Annotated in this window: 15 protein-coding genes; 13 read left to right on the forward strand and 2 right to left on the reverse strand. The window is 52.6% G+C overall.

Annotated features, from left to right (window positions below):
* The first annotated feature begins 43 nt into the window (after positions 1-43).
* The 4 genes from M1D70_RS06635 (at position 44) to pepT (ending at position 3,768) form a co-directional block, all read left to right on the forward strand.
* On the forward strand, positions 44-805 hold the full coding sequence (locus tag M1D70_RS06635; RefSeq protein ID WP_009591715.1) for a methionine ABC transporter ATP-binding protein: 762 nt from the start codon (positions 44-46) through the stop codon (positions 803-805).
* Entirely contained in the window at positions 798-1,496 is a 699-nt protein-coding gene (locus M1D70_RS06640; protein ID WP_009591649.1) for a methionine ABC transporter permease, read from the forward strand. Before M1D70_RS06635 ends, M1D70_RS06640 begins: the two co-directional genes overlap by 8 nt.
* Positions 1,497-1,553: 57 nt before the next feature.
* Complete coding sequence (locus M1D70_RS06645; RefSeq protein WP_009591712.1) at positions 1,554-2,390, forward strand: MetQ/NlpA family ABC transporter substrate-binding protein; 837 nt, start codon at positions 1,554-1,556, stop codon at positions 2,388-2,390.
* A gap of 145 nt (positions 2,391-2,535) precedes the next feature.
* A complete protein-coding gene (gene pepT / locus M1D70_RS06650) occupies positions 2,536-3,768 on the forward strand; it encodes a peptidase T (protein ID WP_456289488.1) in 1,233 nt (410 codons plus the stop codon).
* Positions 3,769-3,842: 74 nt separating this feature from the next.
* On the opposite strand, the gene M1D70_RS06655 is transcribed toward pepT, so the two are convergent.
* Positions 3,843-4,727, reverse strand: coding sequence for a helix-turn-helix transcriptional regulator (locus M1D70_RS06655; RefSeq protein WP_009591663.1), 885 nt, complete (start codon positions 4,725-4,727; stop codon positions 3,843-3,845).
* 191 nt (positions 4,728-4,918) lie between these two features.
* Here M1D70_RS06655 and melA point away from each other — a divergent pair, with 191 nt between their 5' ends.
* Together melA and M1D70_RS06665 are read left to right on the forward strand one after the other, a co-directional pair.
* Positions 4,919-6,217 (forward strand): alpha-glucosidase/alpha-galactosidase, encoded by a 1,299-nt coding sequence (gene melA / locus M1D70_RS06660; RefSeq protein WP_096775269.1) that lies wholly within the window; start codon positions 4,919-4,921, stop codon positions 6,215-6,217.
* Between the two features lie 170 nt (positions 6,218-6,387).
* On the forward strand, positions 6,388-6,732 hold the full coding sequence (locus M1D70_RS06665) for a hypothetical protein (RefSeq protein ID WP_456289489.1): 345 nt from the start codon (positions 6,388-6,390) through the stop codon (positions 6,730-6,732).
* A gap of 67 nt (positions 6,733-6,799) precedes the next feature.
* Here M1D70_RS06665 and M1D70_RS06670 read toward each other — a convergent pair whose 3' ends face one another.
* Complete coding sequence (locus M1D70_RS06670; RefSeq protein ID WP_009591665.1) at positions 6,800-8,053, reverse strand: sensor histidine kinase; 1,254 nt, start codon at positions 8,051-8,053, stop codon at positions 6,800-6,802.
* Between the two features lie 246 nt (positions 8,054-8,299).
* On the opposite strand from M1D70_RS06670, the gene M1D70_RS06675 reads away from it, so the two are divergent.
* The 7 genes from M1D70_RS06675 to M1D70_RS06705 all read left to right on the forward strand — a co-directional run bounded on the left by M1D70_RS06675 (position 8,300) and on the right by M1D70_RS06705 (position 17,440).
* On the forward strand, positions 8,300-10,123 hold the full coding sequence (locus M1D70_RS06675; RefSeq protein WP_456289490.1) for an ABC transporter substrate-binding protein: 1,824 nt from the start codon (positions 8,300-8,302) through the stop codon (positions 10,121-10,123).
* Between the two features lie 104 nt (positions 10,124-10,227).
* Positions 10,228-11,238 carry an ABC transporter permease gene (locus M1D70_RS06680; protein WP_085981266.1) on the forward strand — a complete coding sequence of 337 codons (1,011 nt, stop codon included), beginning with the start codon at positions 10,228-10,230 and terminating at the stop codon, positions 11,236-11,238.
* Between the two features lies 1 nt (position 11,239).
* The gene (locus M1D70_RS06685) at positions 11,240-12,076 is read left to right on the forward strand and encodes an ABC transporter permease (RefSeq protein WP_009591588.1); all 837 of its coding nucleotides are present in this window, start codon (positions 11,240-11,242) and stop codon (positions 12,074-12,076) included.
* Positions 12,077-12,083: 7 nt separating this feature from the next.
* On the forward strand, positions 12,084-13,094 hold the full coding sequence (locus tag M1D70_RS06690; protein WP_015733868.1) for an ABC transporter ATP-binding protein: 1,011 nt from the start codon (positions 12,084-12,086) through the stop codon (positions 13,092-13,094).
* Positions 13,081-13,881 carry an ABC transporter ATP-binding protein gene (locus M1D70_RS06695; protein WP_009591620.1) on the forward strand — a complete coding sequence of 267 codons (801 nt, stop codon included), beginning with the start codon at positions 13,081-13,083 and terminating at the stop codon, positions 13,879-13,881. Before M1D70_RS06690 ends, M1D70_RS06695 begins: the two co-directional genes overlap by 14 nt.
* A gap of 517 nt (positions 13,882-14,398) precedes the next feature.
* Positions 14,399-16,714, forward strand: a complete 2,316-nt coding sequence (locus M1D70_RS06700; protein ID WP_456289491.1) for a sensor histidine kinase — start codon at positions 14,399-14,401, stop codon at positions 16,712-16,714.
* Positions 16,715-16,771: 57 nt separating this feature from the next.
* Positions 16,772-17,440, forward strand: coding sequence for a response regulator (locus M1D70_RS06705; RefSeq protein ID WP_433938798.1), 669 nt, complete (start codon positions 16,772-16,774; stop codon positions 17,438-17,440).
* Positions 17,441-17,536: the final 96 nt, after the last annotated feature.

Consider the following 17,536-nt stretch of genomic DNA (forward strand, 5'->3'; position numbering starts at 1 on the left):
GCCACGCGGGCTTTCTTCATGTGGCAAGGAGGGGGATTCTAGGATGATCTCGCTGCAAGAGGTCAGTAAAAGCTATGGCAACGGCACGGACCGTTACCTGGCAATCGATGCCGTCTCTCTCGATATTGAAGAGGGCAGCATACACGGCATCATCGGCGCCAGCGGCGCCGGTAAATCGACGCTGCTGCGCATCATGAACGTACTGGAGAGACCGGACGCCGGGAAAGTCTCGGTGAATGGACGGGAGCTGACTGCCCTTGGCGGCAGGGAGCTTCGGGAGGCAAGAAGGTCCATCGGCATGATCTTTCAGCTGTTCCAACTGGTCAGCAACCGGACGGTATGGGGCAACGTTTCCCTGCCGCTTGAACTGGCAAAGGTACCCAAGGCCGTCCGTGCGGAGCGCGTTCAGGAGGTCCTGCGCTTTGTCGGGCTGGAGGATAAAGCGAAGTCATATCCTGCTCAGCTTAGCGGCGGCCAGAAGCAGCGGGTAGCGATTGCCAGAGCTTTGGCCAATTCGCCGACCGTCTTGCTGTGCGATGAGCCGACGTCTTCCCTGGATCCGCGGACGACGGCGGATATTCTGGAAGTGTTAAGACATATTAACCGGACGCTCGGAGTTACGATCGTCATCGTCTCGCACGAAATGGACGTGGTGAACGGCATCTGCGACCATGTGTCCGTGATGGAGGACGGCCGCTTGATCCGAACGTACCGTAATCGCCAACAGGATGAAGAGGTGCCTCGAGATACCGGAACTCCAATTAACGGTGCTGGAGAAACGGGGGGATTGGGCTTCTATGAATGACATCATTCAATACGTGAACGATTATTTGGCCTATGTCCTCCAGTATCAGCATGAAATATGGCGGGCGATTGGCGAGACGTTCATTATGGTGGGCATATCGATTGCTGCCGCTATAATACTGGGTCTTCCGGTCGGAACACTGCTATTTCTGTGCCGAAAAGGACAGCAGTATGAGAACCGGCTATTGTTCTCCATTCTGAATGCTCTGGTCAACGTTATACGGTCATTTCCGTTTCTGCTGCTTGTCGTTGCCATGATTCCGGTCACAAGGTGGATTGTCGGTACATCGCTCGGCACGGTGGCCGCTGCCGTGCCGCTATCCGTCGTAGCAGTAGCCTACTACTCCAGATTGGTTGAGCAATCCCTGCTGGAGGTGCCGAAGGAAGTGATGGAGGCCGCCGCTTCCATGGGGGCCTCCACGATCCAGATGATATTCAAGTTCCTGTATGTGGAGGCCAGGTCGGGCCTTGCGCTCGGACTGACAACCTCCACGATCAGTTTTATTTCGTACTCCACGGTCATGGGGATCGTGGGCGGGGGCGGCGTCGGGGATTTCGCGATCCGCTACGGGTACCAGCGATTCGAGGAAGAGATCATGACGTTTACGATCATCATCATGATCATTCTGGTACAATCGATCCAGTTCGGCGGGAACCTGGCTTCCAGGCTGCTGGACAAAAGAAAAGTATAATTGCGGTTTTGAACATGCTTGCACGGATTCTATTTTTTTACCTGGAGGTAACCTAAAATGAATAAGAAATTATCGCTGCTTCTGTTGACCCTCATGCTTGCGCTTGCGGGCTGCGGGCAGCAGCCAGCCAAGGACGAAGCCCCGGAGAGCGCGGCGCCCGAAGCGAAAGAAGAAGTGACGCTGAAGGTCGCAACGCTCATTCCGCCGATGACGGAGGTGCTTGAGCTGGTGAAGCCGATGCTGAAGGAAGAAGGCATCAATCTGGACATCCGGATTCTGTCCGATAATGTGCAGCCGAACAATGCGCTTGCCCATAAAGAGGTGGACGCGAATTTCTTCCAGCATGTACCGTACATGGAAGAGTACAATGCGAACAACGGGTCGGAACTGGTTCCGGTCACGCCGATCTATAATGCCGTTTTCGGCGCGTACTCCAAAAAATACAAAACCATCGAAGAGCTTCCGGATGGCGCAACGATAGCGATTCCTAACGATCCTTCCAACATCGGCCGATCCCTGGTGATGTTTGAGAAGAACGGTCTGATCAAGCTGAAGGAAGGCGTCGGCATCCAAGCGACGCAGGCCGACATCGTGGAGAACCCGCATCAATACAAGTTCACCGAGGTGGATCTGCTGATGTTGGCCCGCACCCTCGACGACGTCGATATGGTGGCCATGACGCCGGCTTATGCCAAACCGCTGGGATTGACGCCTAAGAAGGATGCCCTGGTAACCGAGGGCAACGACTCCGATTTCACCATTACGCTGGTGGCCCGCAAGGATAACGTCGATTCCGAGCCGATTCAGAAGCTTGCGAAGGCGATGACCAGCCCCGAAGTGAAGAAGTTCTTCGAGGAGAACTATTCCGAGATTGCGCTGCCGGCTTTTGAATAAATCAACGTTTCATATTGGCCATAGCCTGACCGTTCCCCTGGTTTTCGGGGAGCGGTTATTTTTTTGAGCGCGGGCAAATATGGTATACTCTTGATGGATTTGAGAGGTGCACCTTACATACCATACGTATTGGAGTTGAGAATTTATGAAAAAAGAAGTAATCGACAGACTCATTACCTATGCGCAGATGGATACGCAATCCGACGAGAACAGCCACACTTGCCCTTCTACCCCGGGGCAGCTGACGCTGGGCCGGCTGCTGGTGGACGAGCTGAAGGGCATCGGCATGCAGGAAGTCACCATGGATGAGAACGGCTATGTGATGGCTACGCTTCCGGCTAACACGGATAAACCCGTCCCGACCATCGGCTTTTTGGCACATATCGATACGGCGACCGATTTTACGGGTGCCGGCGTCAAACCGCGGATCGTCGAACAATATGACGGACAAGACATCGTTTTGAATCAAGCGCAGAACGTGATCCTCTCCCCGCAAGATTTTCCGGAGCTGAGCGGTTACAAAGGACATACGCTCGTGACAACGGACGGCACAACGCTGCTGGGCGCCGACGATAAAGCGGGCATTGCAGAGATCATGACGGCGATGAATTACCTGATCCAGCATCCGGAGCTGAAGCACGGGAAAATCCGCGTGGCCTTCACGCCCGACGAAGAGATCGGCAGAGGACCGCACAAATTCGACGTGGAGGGCTTTGGTGCCAAATACGCGTATACGATGGACGGGGGGCCGCTGGGAGAGCTGCAATACGAAAGCTTTAATGCGGCGGCCGCGCTCGTGACTTGCAAAGGCAAGAATGTCCATCCCGGAACGGCCAAGGGCAAAATGGTCAACGCGGCGAAAATCGCCATGGAGCTGAACGGCATGCTCCCTGCGGAAGAAGCGCCTGAACATACCGAGGGGTATGAAGGCTTCTTTCATCTCACTTCCATCGAAGGCGATGTAGAGGTGACCGAGCTTCGTTATATTATCCGCGACCATGACCGGGAGCTGTTCGAAGGCAGGAAGGCCAAGCTGGCTTCCATCGTCGAAGAGCTTCAGGACAAGTATGGAGCCGAGCGGATCGTGCTTCAGATGAAAGACCAATATTACAATATGCGGGAGAAAATCGAGCCGGTCAAAGAAGTGGTCGACATCGCGCAGACCGCGATGGAGAAGCTGGGAATCAAGCCGATCATCGAACCGATCCGCGGGGGGACCGACGGTTCCCAACTGTCGTACATGGGCCTGCCGACACCGAACATTTTTACGGGCGGGGAGAATTATCACGGACGATATGAATACGTGTCCGCCGACAATATGGTACTGGCCGTCAAGACGATTATCGAGATTGTCCAGCTGTATGAGGCGCAGGCATAAGTTAAAAGGCACTTGGTGTTATTTATAGAAGAGCTCCCGGCATTCATGCCGGGAGCTCCTTTTCATTTGCAGGATCATGTTTTATTCGAGCTTTTTTCCAGGCTGTACTTATATTCGCTGGGGGTCATGCCTGTCCATTTGCGGAACTGCTTGGAGAAATAGAGAGCGTCGTTGAAACCGACGGAGGAGGCAATTTCATGGATGGAGAATGACGATCTCATGAGTGCTTTGGCCTTCTCGATGCGTACCTTCATGAGGTACTGCATGGGCGAAAGGCCCGTATGCTGTTTAAACATCTTGGACAGGTGGGCCCGGTGATAGCCGAGTGCCTTCGCCATCTGATCTATGGACAGCTGCTGGTGATATTGGGTCGAAATCCAGCGCTCCGTCTGTCTCACGCCCCGCTCAATATCCGGCACGTCATTGGAGCTCGACGGTAGATGCTCGCGGTTTAACATCGCCAGCTTATGGAGCAGCAATCGGAGCCACCCGGATGCCTGAAGATCCTCCAGCCAAGGGTGATCCGATTGGTTAAACCCGAGACGCAGATGACGGTACATCTCGGCCAGGGCGTTCAGTTCGGTTTCTTCCGTGCAGCGGATAATCGGCCTGACGGGTGTAACGCCCATATCAGCCAGCAGCAGGTTGGTGCCTTTCTCCTGCAGAGCCACCCAGTTGTAGTGCCAGGGGTTCCGGTCGTCCGCTTCATAGCTGAACAGAACGCCGGGAAGGATCACGAAGGTATCGCCTGCCCGGCAGTGATGCACCGTGCCAGCGCACTCGAACACGCCTTGGCCTGTCAGGACGGTGTGAATAAGGCAGTAATCATGGATGATGGGCCCGATTTTGTGGCGGGGTACGGGCGTGCCTTCGCCGCTGAACAGAATGTTTAGGTCATGGCCGCCGGGCGAAGGGTTCATGCCAATCGTGTAAAGGGTATGGTCCGGCAAAATGGACATCTTTTTGGCTCCTCCTTAAACGTGTGCTATATCGATCGATGGGCGGATATGAGATAGAGTTAGATTACATAATCGCACGACAAATGTCCATATGGCACTTGTTTTGCTCCATATTCAAAAAAGGCTGATTATCTTATAGTTAGTCATGTGAAAGCGTATTAATTTATGGAGTTTAAGGAGGGCATTTATTGATGTCTAAGATTACATTCATCGGAGCAGGAAGTACCGTATTTGCCAAAAACGTCCTGGGTGATTGCATGCAGACGCCGGCTTTGCAGGGATTTGAACTTGCTTTGTTTGATATTGACCCCGTTCGTTTGAAAGACTCGGAGAACATGCTGAATAACATAAAGAAAACCAGCGGCAGCACCTGTGTCGTAAAATCATACGGCGACCGCAAGGAAGCGCTTCGCGGAGCAAAATACGTCATTAACGCGATTCAGGTTGGAGGCTATGACCCGTGCACGATCACGGACTTCGAGGTTCCGAAGAAATACGGGCTAAGACAGACGATAGCGGACACCGTGGGAATCGGCGGGATATTCCGAAACCTCCGTACCATCCCGGTCATGCTGGATTTCGCGGCTGATATGCGGGAGGTTTGTCCGAACGCCTTGTTCCTCAACTATACGAATCCAATGGCAGTGCTGACCAATGCCATGAACACGCTGGGCGGCGTGCAAACCGTAGGATTGTGCCACAGCGTTCAGGCATGCATCCCGCATCTGTTCGATAATTTGGGAATAGACAAGGAAGGCGTGCAGGCCAAAATCGCCGGCATCAACCATATGGCATGGCTGCTTGAGGTAACGAAGGACGGCGTGGACCTGTATCCGGAAATCAAGAAGCGCGCGGCGGAGAAGCAGAAGGAGAAGCACCATGATATGGTCCGTCTCGAGATGATGCTGAACTTCGGTTACTACATTACCGAATCGTCCGAGCATAACGCCGAATATCATCCGTATTTCATCAAGCGCAACTATCCGGAGCTGATCGAACGCTTTAACATCCCGCTGGATGAATACCCGCGGCGCTGCGTGAACCAAATCGAGGGATGGAAGGCGATGCGCGAGGATTTGGTCAACAACCAGGATCTGAAGCACAACCGTTCCCATGAATATGCCTCCTACATTTTGGAAGCAATCGAGACCAATAAACCGTTCAAAATCGGCGGCAATGTGATGAATACGGGACTGATCACGAACCTTCCGAAGGAAGCCTGCGTCGAGGTTCCGTGTCTGGTCGATGCCAGCGGCGTGACGCCGACCTATGTTGGCGATCTGCCTCCGCAGTGTGCCGCGCTGAACCGCACCAATATCAACACCCAGCTGCTGACGCTGGAAGCCGCGGCAACCGGCAAGAAGGAGCATATCTATCATGCGGCGATGCTGGATCCGCATACGGCCGCCGAATTGTCCATGGATGACATCAAGAGCCTGTGCGACGACTTGATCGAAGCGCACGGAGACTGGCTTCCTAAATACCAGTAAGGAAGAATGGATGAACGAAAGTAACGCAAGGAGCAGGGGATCCTCCCCGCTCCTTGCGTTTTTTTGAAGCGCAATGGACGGGCCGATGTTACACTAAACTTAATGATGACTCGTGCCTGTCGCTTTATGTTTATGAAAACTGCTTAAGCAGGTATATGGAGGTTTGCGGTATGAAGCTGAGGCTATTTATGTGCCTGCTATTCCTGTTAACGGCAGGATGTGCCCGTAATGTAACGGTGTTCGAGTCCGCGGTTTATTCGCTGGAAGACGACAGGATTGCCGTGGACTGCTCCGACGAAGTGAATCGTAACCGGAAGAATCACACGGATGAGGGGTACCACTGTGAGGTGCTGGTCACCGAAGCGACTTCCCTGAAGGCAAGTGGAGGAGGAGCTATCACGCTGGATGAGCTAAAGGAAGGCGATCTTATCCGCATCACGTTAAAAAAGCCGTTGAACATAAGCAAAAACAACAGAAGTTTTGAGGCTAAAGAAATTATGCTGCAAGCCCAATAAAAGAGAGACGCTCTTTCGCCCGGAAAGACGCCTCTCTTTTTCGTTAACGGACCTCGTGCGTCATCTCTTACGGGTTCAGTTTCGCGCGCGGGAGCGTGATGAGAAACACGGTTCCCGATCTTGGCGAGCTTCGTACCGAGACGCTTCCGTTCATGGCGCGGATGGCTTGATAGGAGAAGGTGAGCCCAAGTCCGGTGCCGCTCATTTTGGTGGAATAGTAGATCGAACCGAGACGGCTTAGCTGCTCGGGTGTCATGCCGATCCCGTTGTCCTTGATTTCCACGGCCACCTGCTCCGTTTCTTCATAGACGGTAATGTTGACCATGCCGTTGTCGACGTCTTTGCACGCCTCGATCGCATTCTTAATAAAGTTGACCAGCAGCTGCTTGAGCTCTGCGGGACTCCCCGAAATGTAGAGGTTAGACTGGGGAGAGTCCGTGCTGAGGGTGACGTTGCTCATATTGGCATATGAAGTCATAAGCTCAACAACGGACTTGATTTGGGCGGCAAGCTCGATTCGCTGCTGAAACGGCAAGTGAGGCTTGCTGATCGAGAGGTACTCGGACAAGATCTGTTCGGTTCGGCGAATTTCCTCCATGCTGATTTCTAGGAATCGTTCGGTCTTTTCCGGAGGGAACGTACCGCTTTTGATCAATTGCAGGAACCCCAGCACGGTGGTCAGCGGATTGCGGACCTCATGGGCAAGGGAGGCGGCGACATGATTCACGGCTTCGGCTTTTTCATTCTGGATATACCGCAGATATAGCTCCTTGTCGGATACGGATTTGTTAAACAGGGTCACGAGAAGCCATATCCCGAGCGAGTTATGAACCGGCATGGCAAAAATATTAAAAACAAAGTAATTCATGATGTAGTCGGGTTTGGTTATATAGAGCACCAGGAGCGGAAGGACCGAGAAGCTGATGCCGGCTATAAAAATGATCCATAATTTGTGTTTGCTTCGGTGATACAGGAATGACAGCAGAACGGACAGCGGGAACGTAAAGATCAAGATTATAATGGCGTCGATCATGCCGGATCCGCCAATGTACAACCGGTAGATTAGAAATTCCACGAGCAGAATTGCCCCTGTCAGGAACCCTCCGAACAGCATGCCGAAGAACATAATGACATACCGCACGTCAAAGATCAGCCCGCTTTGGACAGACGAAGCAAAGGTCATGGACAGCAGCATGCACAGCGAACAAATGACAATGATGAAATTACGGGAATAGTTGACTGTCAGTTTTCTGTAATAGATGTTGTATGCAACAAAAGGCATCAATGCAAACAACAACTGCAGCAAAACATCTTTGATCACAGGCAGTAGGCCCACCCCTTTGAAGAGTATCGGATCGTCCGCTAGATTACCATGTCCATTCAAGTTCGACGTCAAATGGAAAAATCCTTGAGGCTTGAATAAAAATGACAAAAAAAATAATTCGTACTCAGATTGAACAGAGGCACATATAAATCCATCAAGAAAGCGCTTGCAGACAACCGATGTTCGACTCGGATACTCAGCACTTAAGTGAGAACACATTTCCATGAATGGGAGGGTTCACAAGTGAAGCTGAAAATCGTTCTGAGACCCATGTTCATTCTATTGTTGGCCGCGTCTTTTTTTGTCGCCGGATGCCAAAGCGTGACGCCGCCGCCGACAGCATCAGAAACACCTCCGCCTAATGAAGAAGTTAAGACGCCCGGAGGAAGCGAAGAACCGGCACCGCAGGGCGATGCGAAAGCAACGCCGAGAAACGAAACGCTTTACGTGAACGGCTTGCAATGGGGAGCGCCCACGAATTTCAACCTGCTTAGCGGAAACCCGGCGTTTCCGATCAACTACGGAAATTCGAGGGAACTGGTGTATGAAACGTTGTTTATGGTCAACCAGCTCACAGGCGAGTTAGAGCCGCTGCTTGGGACCAAGTACGAATGGACCGACGATCTTAATTTGCGGATCGAGCTGAACCAGGATGCCAAATGGAGCGACGGCAAGCCGTTCACATCCGACGATGTCGTCTATACCTACCAGCTTGGCAAAAAGTATGACATCAACTGGAGCAGCTTCTGGACGTACATCGAGGACGTAACGGCAGACGGACCGCAAACGGTAAACATTACACTCAATAAAGACAATCCGAACAAGTTGACGGTGCTCGACAGCATTGAGATCATGCCGATGCTGCCCAAACATGTCTGGGAAGAGGTCGAGAAGAAAGCCAATAACGATCTTGCCACCATTCGGAAGGAAGTCAACGAGGACCCGATCGGAACGGGGCCATATAAAATGTATTTTTACAATGACCAGAAAATCACGATTATACGGGACGATAACTACTGGGGCCAGGCGCTCTTCGGCAAGCTGCCGGCTCCAAAGTACATCACCCATGTCATCTATAAAGATAATGCCGCGGGCGATCTGGCATTCAAGAGCGGCCAGGTCGACGTATCGCAGCAGTTTATTCCGCAGGTATGGAAAATGTGGGAAGGCGGGGCTCCGGTCAAAACCTATATCAAAGAGGCGCCTTATTATGTGCCCGGCTCCATGCCGTCGATTTTCTTCAACATGACGAAGGAAGGACTCGACAATGCGGATGTCCGCAGAGCGATTGCCATGGCAATTGACTACGGCAAAATCTCGGAGCTGGCCATCAGCGGCTACTCCGCCCCGATGGAGCCGTCGTTGACGCTCAATACGGAGGCCGAAGCAAAATATGTGGACCAGGCGGCCATCAAACCGCTCCAGTGGACAACGGACGTGGAGGCGGCCAATGCGCTGCTTGATTCCATCGGCGCCGCGAAAGGGAAAGACGGCATCCGCGTTCTGAACGGTACCCGACTGGGTCCGTTTGAGATTGAGTGTCCGTACGGCTGGTCGGATTGGAATGCGGCGCTTGAGATCGTCGCCCAGAACGCGAAAGCGATCGGCATCGAGATTCGGACCAAATTCCCGGAAGCGCCGGTATGGACCAATGATCTTCAGACCGGCAAGTTCGACATTATCATGAACACGCCTGCGGGCGGAGTCAGCCCGAGCCAGCCGTGGAACCGCGCCATGACCATCATGTACTCCAAAGGCGTTGCGCCAATGGGCGAAATGGCATTCTACAACTGGGGCCGATACAAGAACGATCAGGCGGATGCCATCATCGAGAAGATTCCTACCATTTCGGACGAAGCCGAATTGAAAGCGCTCTACACCGAATTGACCCAAATCTGGTTGAAGGATATTCCGTCGATTCCGCTCATGTATCGTCCATGGGTATTCGATACGGTTAATGAATCGGTCTGGAAGGGCTTCCCGACCGAAGGGGACGGCAGCAACATCCCTCCTCAAATTTCAATGGATGGGGCCGGCATCAAGTCGCTGTATCAGATTCATAACTGAGCGATATAACTCAATGAACGAAGACCTGTATTGGCGGATTAGCACCCCTGATATAGGTCTCTTTTCCACCAAATTCGAAGGTGCGATTCATGGGGGTGAGCTGCTTGAGTGTTTACGGAAAATATATCGTCAAGAAGTTCTTCTGGTATTTTCTGACGCTGGTAATCGCCGTTACGCTAAACTTTCTGTTGCCCCGGATGATTGAGGGGAATCCGGTCAGCATGATCGTGTCCGAGATGACGCAGGGGATGACCGACAGCGATACGATCAAGCGGGTCTATGAGACCTTTCTCGTGGAGTTCGGCATCGATAAGCCTTTATGGGAACAATTCTTCATCTATCTGAAAAATTTGGCGACCGGCAACCTGGGCACTTCGTTCGGGCTGTATCCGAAACCGGTCACGGAGATTTTGGCCTCGGCAGTGCCGTGGACGATCGGTCTCCAGCTTCCGGCCATCCTGGTTGGCTGGATCATCGGCAACGTGCTTGGCGCCGTTGCGGCATACCGCAAGGGCGTGTTCGATAAAGTGATTTTTCCGGTGGCTTTATTCGTGAATTCCATTCCGTTCTTCACGCTGGCCATCATCATGCTGTACGTGTTCGCGCTGTCCCTGAACTGGTTTCCGCTGCATGGCGGCTACGACTATCAGATGGTGCCGACGCTCAGCTTTGAATTCTTCGCTTCGGTGCTTCGGCATCACACGCTTCCGTTCCTGTCGATCGTGCTGGTGACCATCGGCGGTCAAGCCATCGGCATGCGCGAGATGTCCATCTATGAGCTGAATTCGGATTATGTGCTGTACAGCAAGCTGCTCGGGATACGGGATTCCAAGATCGCGAAATATGTATTCCGGAATGCCATGCTGCCCCAGATAACGGGACTGGCGTTATCCATCGGCACGATGGTGGGCGGCTCTCTGATCTGCGAGATCGTGTTCAGTTATCCTGGAATCGGAACCTGGATGTTCACGGCGATCCGCCAGCTCGATTATCCGTTAATTTCGGGCTGCACCCTCTTGATCGCCCTGGCTGTGCTGTTGGCCAACTTTACGATTGACTTAATCTACGGCTGGATCGATCCGAGAATCAAGGCAGCTCAGATGGAGGATCAATAATATGAACAGTTCCTTTCGCATATTGATCAAATCGCCAAAGTTTATGTTCGGAGCCTGCATGCTGCTGGCCATGATCGGCATGGTGCTGATCTACCCGCTCTTTAACCGCAATGACCCGCTGGAAATGATCGCGCTGGCATATCAACCGCCGGACTCGAAGCTGCTGCTCGGGTCGGATAACTTCGGCAGGGACTTATTTCTTGAATTGATCTACGGCATTCGGACTTCCCTGCAGGTGGGGCTGATAGCCGGCGTATTTGCTACCGTGATCGGCCTTGTGATCGGGTTAGCCTCAGGTTATATCGGAGGCATGATCGATAATCTGCTGACCGCGATCACCAACATTTTCATCGTGATTCCTTCCTTTGTCATCCTGATATTGATCTCGGTCAGCATCGATTCGCGCAGCTCGTTTGTCACGGCGGTCATCATCGGCATCACCAGTTGGCCCTGGACGGCCAGGGCCGTCAGGGCGCAAACCTCCTCTTTGCGAAACCGGGATCACGTGAACATCGCGAAAATATCCGGGTACAGCACGCCGCGCATCATTGTCTCGGAGATTTTGCCGTACATCGCCTCCTATGTCGTGATGGCTTTCGTGCTGCAGACGGCATCGGGCATTCTCTCCGAGGCTTCCATTTCGATGCTGGGACTCGGCCCTTACAACACGATTTCCCTCGGCATCATCATGAATTGGGCGCTCGTCTTCGAAGCGCCGGTTGCCGGGGCCTGGTGGGCCTTTATCCCGGCGGCGATTTCCATCGCCATCATCACCTTCTCCTTGTACATGATGAACACCGGCATGGATGAAATATTCAATCCGAAGATTAGGAGCTGATGGGGCCTTGAGCACAAATATATTGGAAGTTAACGAATTGAAAACCTTTTACCGTACCCGGCTGAAGGAGCATGTATATGCCGTAGACGGCGTGAGCTTCTCGCTCGAGAAGGGGAAGACGCTTGGCATTGCCGGCGAATCCGGCTGCGGCAAATCGACCCTTGCCCTCAGCCTGATGGGATTCTATTTTCCGCCGCTGCATTTCGGCAGCGGCTCGATTGTCATCAACGGCACGGACATTATGAAGCTTGGCAAGGAACAGCTTCGTTCCCGGGTGTCGGGAAGAGAGATATCGTATATTCCGCAAGCGGCCATGAATGCCCTGAATCCTACGCTCAAAATCATTCGATTCATCGAGGATATCATGAAGGAGCACCGCCCCGAGCTGAACAAGAAGCAGGTGTGGGATATGGCGGCGGAGCGGTTCGAGACCTTGAATTTGTCGACCAAGGTGCTGAACTCCTATCCGAACGAGCTGTCGGGGGGCATGAAGCAGAGAACGGTCATCGCGATTTCCACCATTCTGAATCCGAAAGTGCTGATTGCGGACGAACCGACCTCGGCTCTGGACGTAACCTCGCAGAAAGCGGTAATCAAGCTGCTGAAGAGCCTGCTGGACCGCGGCTTTATCCAATCCCTTGTCTTCATCACGCACGAGCTGCCGCTGCTCTATCATGTAACGGATGACATCATCGTCATGTATGCGGGGGAAATTGTGGAGCGGGGAACCGCAGAGCAAATGATATTTGACCCGATCCATCCTTATACGAAAAAGCTGATGGGCTCCATCATCGTGCCCGAGGAGGGCATGAAGGGCCATAAGCTTGCCGCCATTCCGGGGACCCCGCCCAATCTGAAGAACGTGCCGGAGGGCTGCCGGTTCGCCGACCGCTGCTCCTATGTGCAGGATGCCTGCCGGAAGGGCAAGATAACGTCCCGGACCGTGGGGGATCGAATCTATCGGTGCATCGTGGAGCCTGATGTGCTTAAGGAGTGGTATGCGAATGAAGGGGAATGACGTACTGATTCGGGGAGAGCACCTCACGAAGGTGTTCGGATATGGGAAGCAGAAGACAACCGCCGTGGAGGATGTCAGCTTTACCTTTCATGAAGGCGAAATCATATCGATTGTCGGCGAGAGCGGAAGCGGCAAAACGACGCTGGCAAAAATGATCATGGGCTTGCTGAAAGAGAGCAGCGGGACGATTGAATATATGGGCAAGCCGAGACGGCTGAAGCGGCATGGAGACCGCAAACGCTATTGGAAGAACATTCAGGCGATTTTCCAGGATCCGTTCTCTTCGTTCAACCTGTTCTACAAAGTCGAGAAGCTGCTGCTCGACTGCATTAAGCTGCAGGGAGATAAACTGACGAAGGAGGAGCAATTCCGCAAGATGAAGGAAGCGTGTTCCTTCGTCAATCTAAAATTCGAAGAGCTGCACAATAAATATCCGTTCGAATTGTCCGGCGGGCAGATGCAGCGCTTGATGATCGCCCGGATTTTCATGCTTCATCCGAAGCTGCTTATTGCGGATGAACCGACCTCCATGGTCGATGCGTGCTCGCGGTCCACGATCCTTGATATGCTCTTGAAGCTGCGGGATGAGAACAACATGACAATTATATTTATTACCCATGACGTAGGGCTTGCTTATTATGTAAGCGATACGCTGTATATTATGGAACAGGGGAAAGTCGTGGAGCGCGGACCTGCGGAAGAGGTTATCCTGAATCCGCAGCATCCGTATACGCAGCAGCTGATATCGGATGTGCCCAAGATCCATTCCGAGTGGGATTTGGCATAAGGTTAGCTATGGAAAGCTTATGGAAAGCTCGAAGCGAGAAACGGCTTCGAGCTTTTATTTTGGCAAGAGACAAGGAACGGGAGTATCTCCACAGGCTTACCCTCCTGGACACGCAATACCCCCCCTTTGATACGTAGTCTGTCATCTTGGCATGTACTTCGATCGACCATTTTCACTTAGGGCATGCACATGCATAGGACCACTGGCGCTTCGTGTATTTTCGCAGATATGACACTCAGAAACGTGACATAAAATTTCTTAGTTCCTGATCTTCGCATTTGTGAAGGATCTGCCGATAAATGATATGGCTGCCATTGGGCGTCCCGCAGCCTGCATTCGGCGTAACGCAAAGCCCTGTCGTGAATTGCGTGTATGCTTCATAAGGAGACTATCAAACATCATGCACAGCTACTTCTTGGGGGCAACCGTTTTGGTGTTGACCGCCATGACAATTCTTTTTTTGATTATCTTATACAGATGTGGCTATCAACGGAAGTTAAGCCATCGGGCCTTGGACATGGCCGAGAGCAGGTTCCGCATGCTTGACGATATGCTGCTTACGCTGGATGTCGGGATTTGGTCGTACGATGTCGGCACCAGGATCATACAAAATACATCCTTGGCTTTTCATAAAATCACGGGTTATTCGCATCGCGATTTCTCGGACGGGCTCTCCTGGGAAACGATGATCCATCCCGAGGATATGGCGCTGTTCCGATCCTTGGTTGACAAGCTTCGGCAAGGCGAGGCCGTTCATACCGAATACCGCATCCTCCATGCGGAGGGCGACGTACGCTGGGTTCAGGTGAAAATGATTCCGACGATGAATGAGTCCGGGCAAATCGTCCGGACCGATGGCATTGCCATTGACATCACCACCCGATTCCGCATGGAAGAGGCGCTGTATGATATGGCGGAATGCAAGAAGATGGAGCAGGCGCTCAAGGAAAGCATGAACCGGTATCGCCGCCTCGTGGAATTATCGCCTATTGCCATCGCAGTGTGCAAAGAACGCAAGCTGATGTACGTGAATCCCGCCGGACTTCGGATCCTTGGTGCCGCTGAACCCGACAATATCCTTGGCACCGATCCTTGGGACTGGGTGTTTGATCCCTATGAGGAGTGGGCACGCAAACGGCTCACGCAGCTGATTCGCAGCAGGCGGGTCGTTCCCGAGGAGTTATCCATAAAGCGGGTGGACGGAGAGCGGGTCGATGTCGTGGCGACGGCCCTGTATGACGAGGAATCGGACGCCATTGAAATTTTCTTCGAGGATATTACCGCCCGCAAATCAGCGGAACGGGCTCTGATGGAGAGCGACCGTATCAACCGCCACATTCTGGATATCGCACCGGTCGCGATGTTCCTGCACTCCGATTTTTCTTACATTTATGCGAATCCCGCCGGCTTATCCTTATTGGGAATTACGGACATCGCGCAATTGGACGGCACCTCCTTCCAGGACGTGATTCCTTCCGACCAGCTCGAGTTCGTGGCGTCTGAGGTTGAACATGTGTACAAAAGCGGTACTACCTCCGAGCTCGCGGAAAATAAGCTGGTCCGGCTGGATGGAACGATCATCGATATCGAGGCCATCACGACGCCGATCCCTTATATAGGCGATAATACGGCACTTACCATTATTCGGGATGTAACGGAACAGAAGCAGGCCGAACGGGAGCGGATTGCGGCAGAGCGGCTTGTCCGGGAGAGCGAGGACCGGTATTTCAGGCTTCAGATGAGCCTGGATCAATTCTCCTCCGATCTGTTCGGGATGGTGAAGATCAGCGAATTGAACGCCCGGATCGTGCAGGAGATCAGGAAAGTGCTGGGAACGGACCGGGTGAGCCTGATCCGGATCAACCACCACAGCCTGCATATCAAGATTCAAGGCGGCAGCAAGGAACTGCCGCAAAGGGTGCTTCATTCGATCCATAAATGCGGTCCCGAGCATGTTCCGCTTTGCAAGCTGTTTGAGACGTGCGACGGATATTTCGTCAAGATCGGGGAGATGAACGGGGACAGCAGCATCGTCTGCATCGGCGGCGAGGCTCCGCTGCTCCTGATTCAGGCCAAGAAAATATGGCTGGAGACGATTACCCGCTATGCAAGCGTCCTGTACGATAATTTTCGCGTGATTGAGGACTTGACGAGGGAGCTGGAGAAGCTGGGATCCTCACAGCAGATCATGCCCCTGTGGCTGCTGCGGCTGATGCTGCATCTCTCCGAGAATGAGCGGAAGCGACTGTCCCAGGATCTTCACGATGCCGCGCTCCAGGAACAGATTATCTGGTACAGGAAATTGAATCAGATTACATCGGATCTTGATCTGCCGGAACATCTGCGTCCACAGCTGGAGGAGATTGAGCAGGGGCTTCTGGATGTCATTTATCAGATCCGAATTACGTGCAATGAGCTTCGCCCACCGCTGCTGAAGGAAGAGGGGCTGGAACGTTCGCTTGAGGCATTGTTTGAATTCACCCAGCTCCGCACCAATTACTCCATACAGTTCGACTGCTCGAACTTCGTTGATGATATCAGTGACGACCATTTGATCGGGTTGTACAGGATCGTTCAGGAGCTGCTGGCGAATGCCACGAAGCATTCCAATGCGACGGAGGTAAAGCTTCGTTTGTCCACCCAGTCGGATGAGGTCAATCTGAGTTATGAAGATAACGGAGTCGGAATTGATCCCAGCCAGAAGCCGGATCAATTCAACAGTATGGGAATCGGCGGCATGAAGGAAAGGGTGAGAAGCATGAACGGCAAAATCCAGTTCGACTCATCGGAGAGCGGGGGGCTGGCTGTCTATATATCGATAACGGCAAAGTAAGCATGGATACCGGCAAAGCAGCAAACAAGATACCAGACTAAAGGAGTCATGAGGGTTATGAAGATCGATATTTTATTGGTGGATGACCATCCCTCGGTGATGGAGGGAACCAAGGTGCTGCTCGAACAGGAAAAGGATATGTTCGTCAAGCTTGCGAATACGCCGGAGCGCGCGCTGGAACTGGTCAATACGGAGCGCTTTGACGTGATGCTGATCGATATGCATATGCCGGGGATGAACGGAATCGACTTGGCCAAGCAGATCCTCCGGATCGCCCCGAACGCGGTGATGCTGATCTATACGGGCTTTGAAGTCAGTAATCATTTTAACCTGATCATGGAGGCGGGACTGGCTGGTTTTGTCTCGAAAACGTCAGGCAAAGAGCAGCTGGTGACGGCCGTTCGGTGTGCGCTGCGAGGCGAAGTGGTTCTTCCGTTGACACTTGTGAAGCAGCTCCGCCGCGTGACCGCGAATGGCCCGGAACGGACGGCGGGTGCGCCGGCAGCCCAGTCTATAACCGATAAAGAATACAGCATTCTCAAGGAAATCGCTCGGGGAAAGAGCAATAAGGAAATTGCGGGGACGGTTATTATGAGCCAGCGTTCGCTGGAGTACTGCTTAACCAACCTGTTTCAAAAGTTGAATGTGAAGTCACGCATAGAGGCTGCGCTGAAAGCGAAGCAAATGGGGATTCTGTCGGATTCCGATTTTGTCCAGATGAGCTGATAAACTCGGTCTTTTTTTCTATAAGTTCAGACGATATCAAAAAAGCATGTTTCGACATGATTCCTATTCATTTCGTAGAGATTCGACAATAAACCG

The sequence above is a fragment of the Paenibacillus sp. AK002 genome, assembly GCF_053903045.1.

What these genes read in the sequence shown, in the direction of transcription:
- M1D70_RS06635 (WP_009591715.1), top strand. Translation starts at nt 44, where the DNA reads ATGATCTCGCTGCAAGAGGTCAGTAAAAGCTATGGCAACGGCACGGAC.
- M1D70_RS06640 (WP_009591649.1), top strand. Translation starts at nt 798, where the DNA reads ATGAATGACATCATTCAATACGTGAACGATTATTTGGCCTATGTCCTC.
- M1D70_RS06645 (WP_009591712.1), top strand. Translation starts at nt 1,554, where the DNA reads ATGAATAAGAAATTATCGCTGCTTCTGTTGACCCTCATGCTTGCGCTT.
- pepT (WP_456289488.1), top strand. Translation starts at nt 2,536, where the DNA reads ATGAAAAAAGAAGTAATCGACAGACTCATTACCTATGCGCAGATGGAT.
- M1D70_RS06655 (WP_009591663.1), bottom strand. Translation starts at nt 4,727, where the DNA reads ATGTCCATTTTGCCGGACCATACCCTTTACACGATTGGCATGAACCCT.
- melA (WP_096775269.1), top strand. Translation starts at nt 4,919, where the DNA reads ATGTCTAAGATTACATTCATCGGAGCAGGAAGTACCGTATTTGCCAAA.
- M1D70_RS06665 (WP_456289489.1), top strand. Translation starts at nt 6,388, where the DNA reads ATGAAGCTGAGGCTATTTATGTGCCTGCTATTCCTGTTAACGGCAGGA.
- M1D70_RS06685 (WP_009591588.1), top strand. Translation starts at nt 11,240, where the DNA reads ATGAACAGTTCCTTTCGCATATTGATCAAATCGCCAAAGTTTATGTTC.
- M1D70_RS06695 (WP_009591620.1), top strand. Translation starts at nt 13,081, where the DNA reads ATGAAGGGGAATGACGTACTGATTCGGGGAGAGCACCTCACGAAGGTG.
- M1D70_RS06700 (WP_456289491.1), top strand. Translation starts at nt 14,399, where the DNA reads ATGGCCGAGAGCAGGTTCCGCATGCTTGACGATATGCTGCTTACGCTG.
- M1D70_RS06705 (WP_433938798.1), top strand. Translation starts at nt 16,772, where the DNA reads ATGAAGATCGATATTTTATTGGTGGATGACCATCCCTCGGTGATGGAG.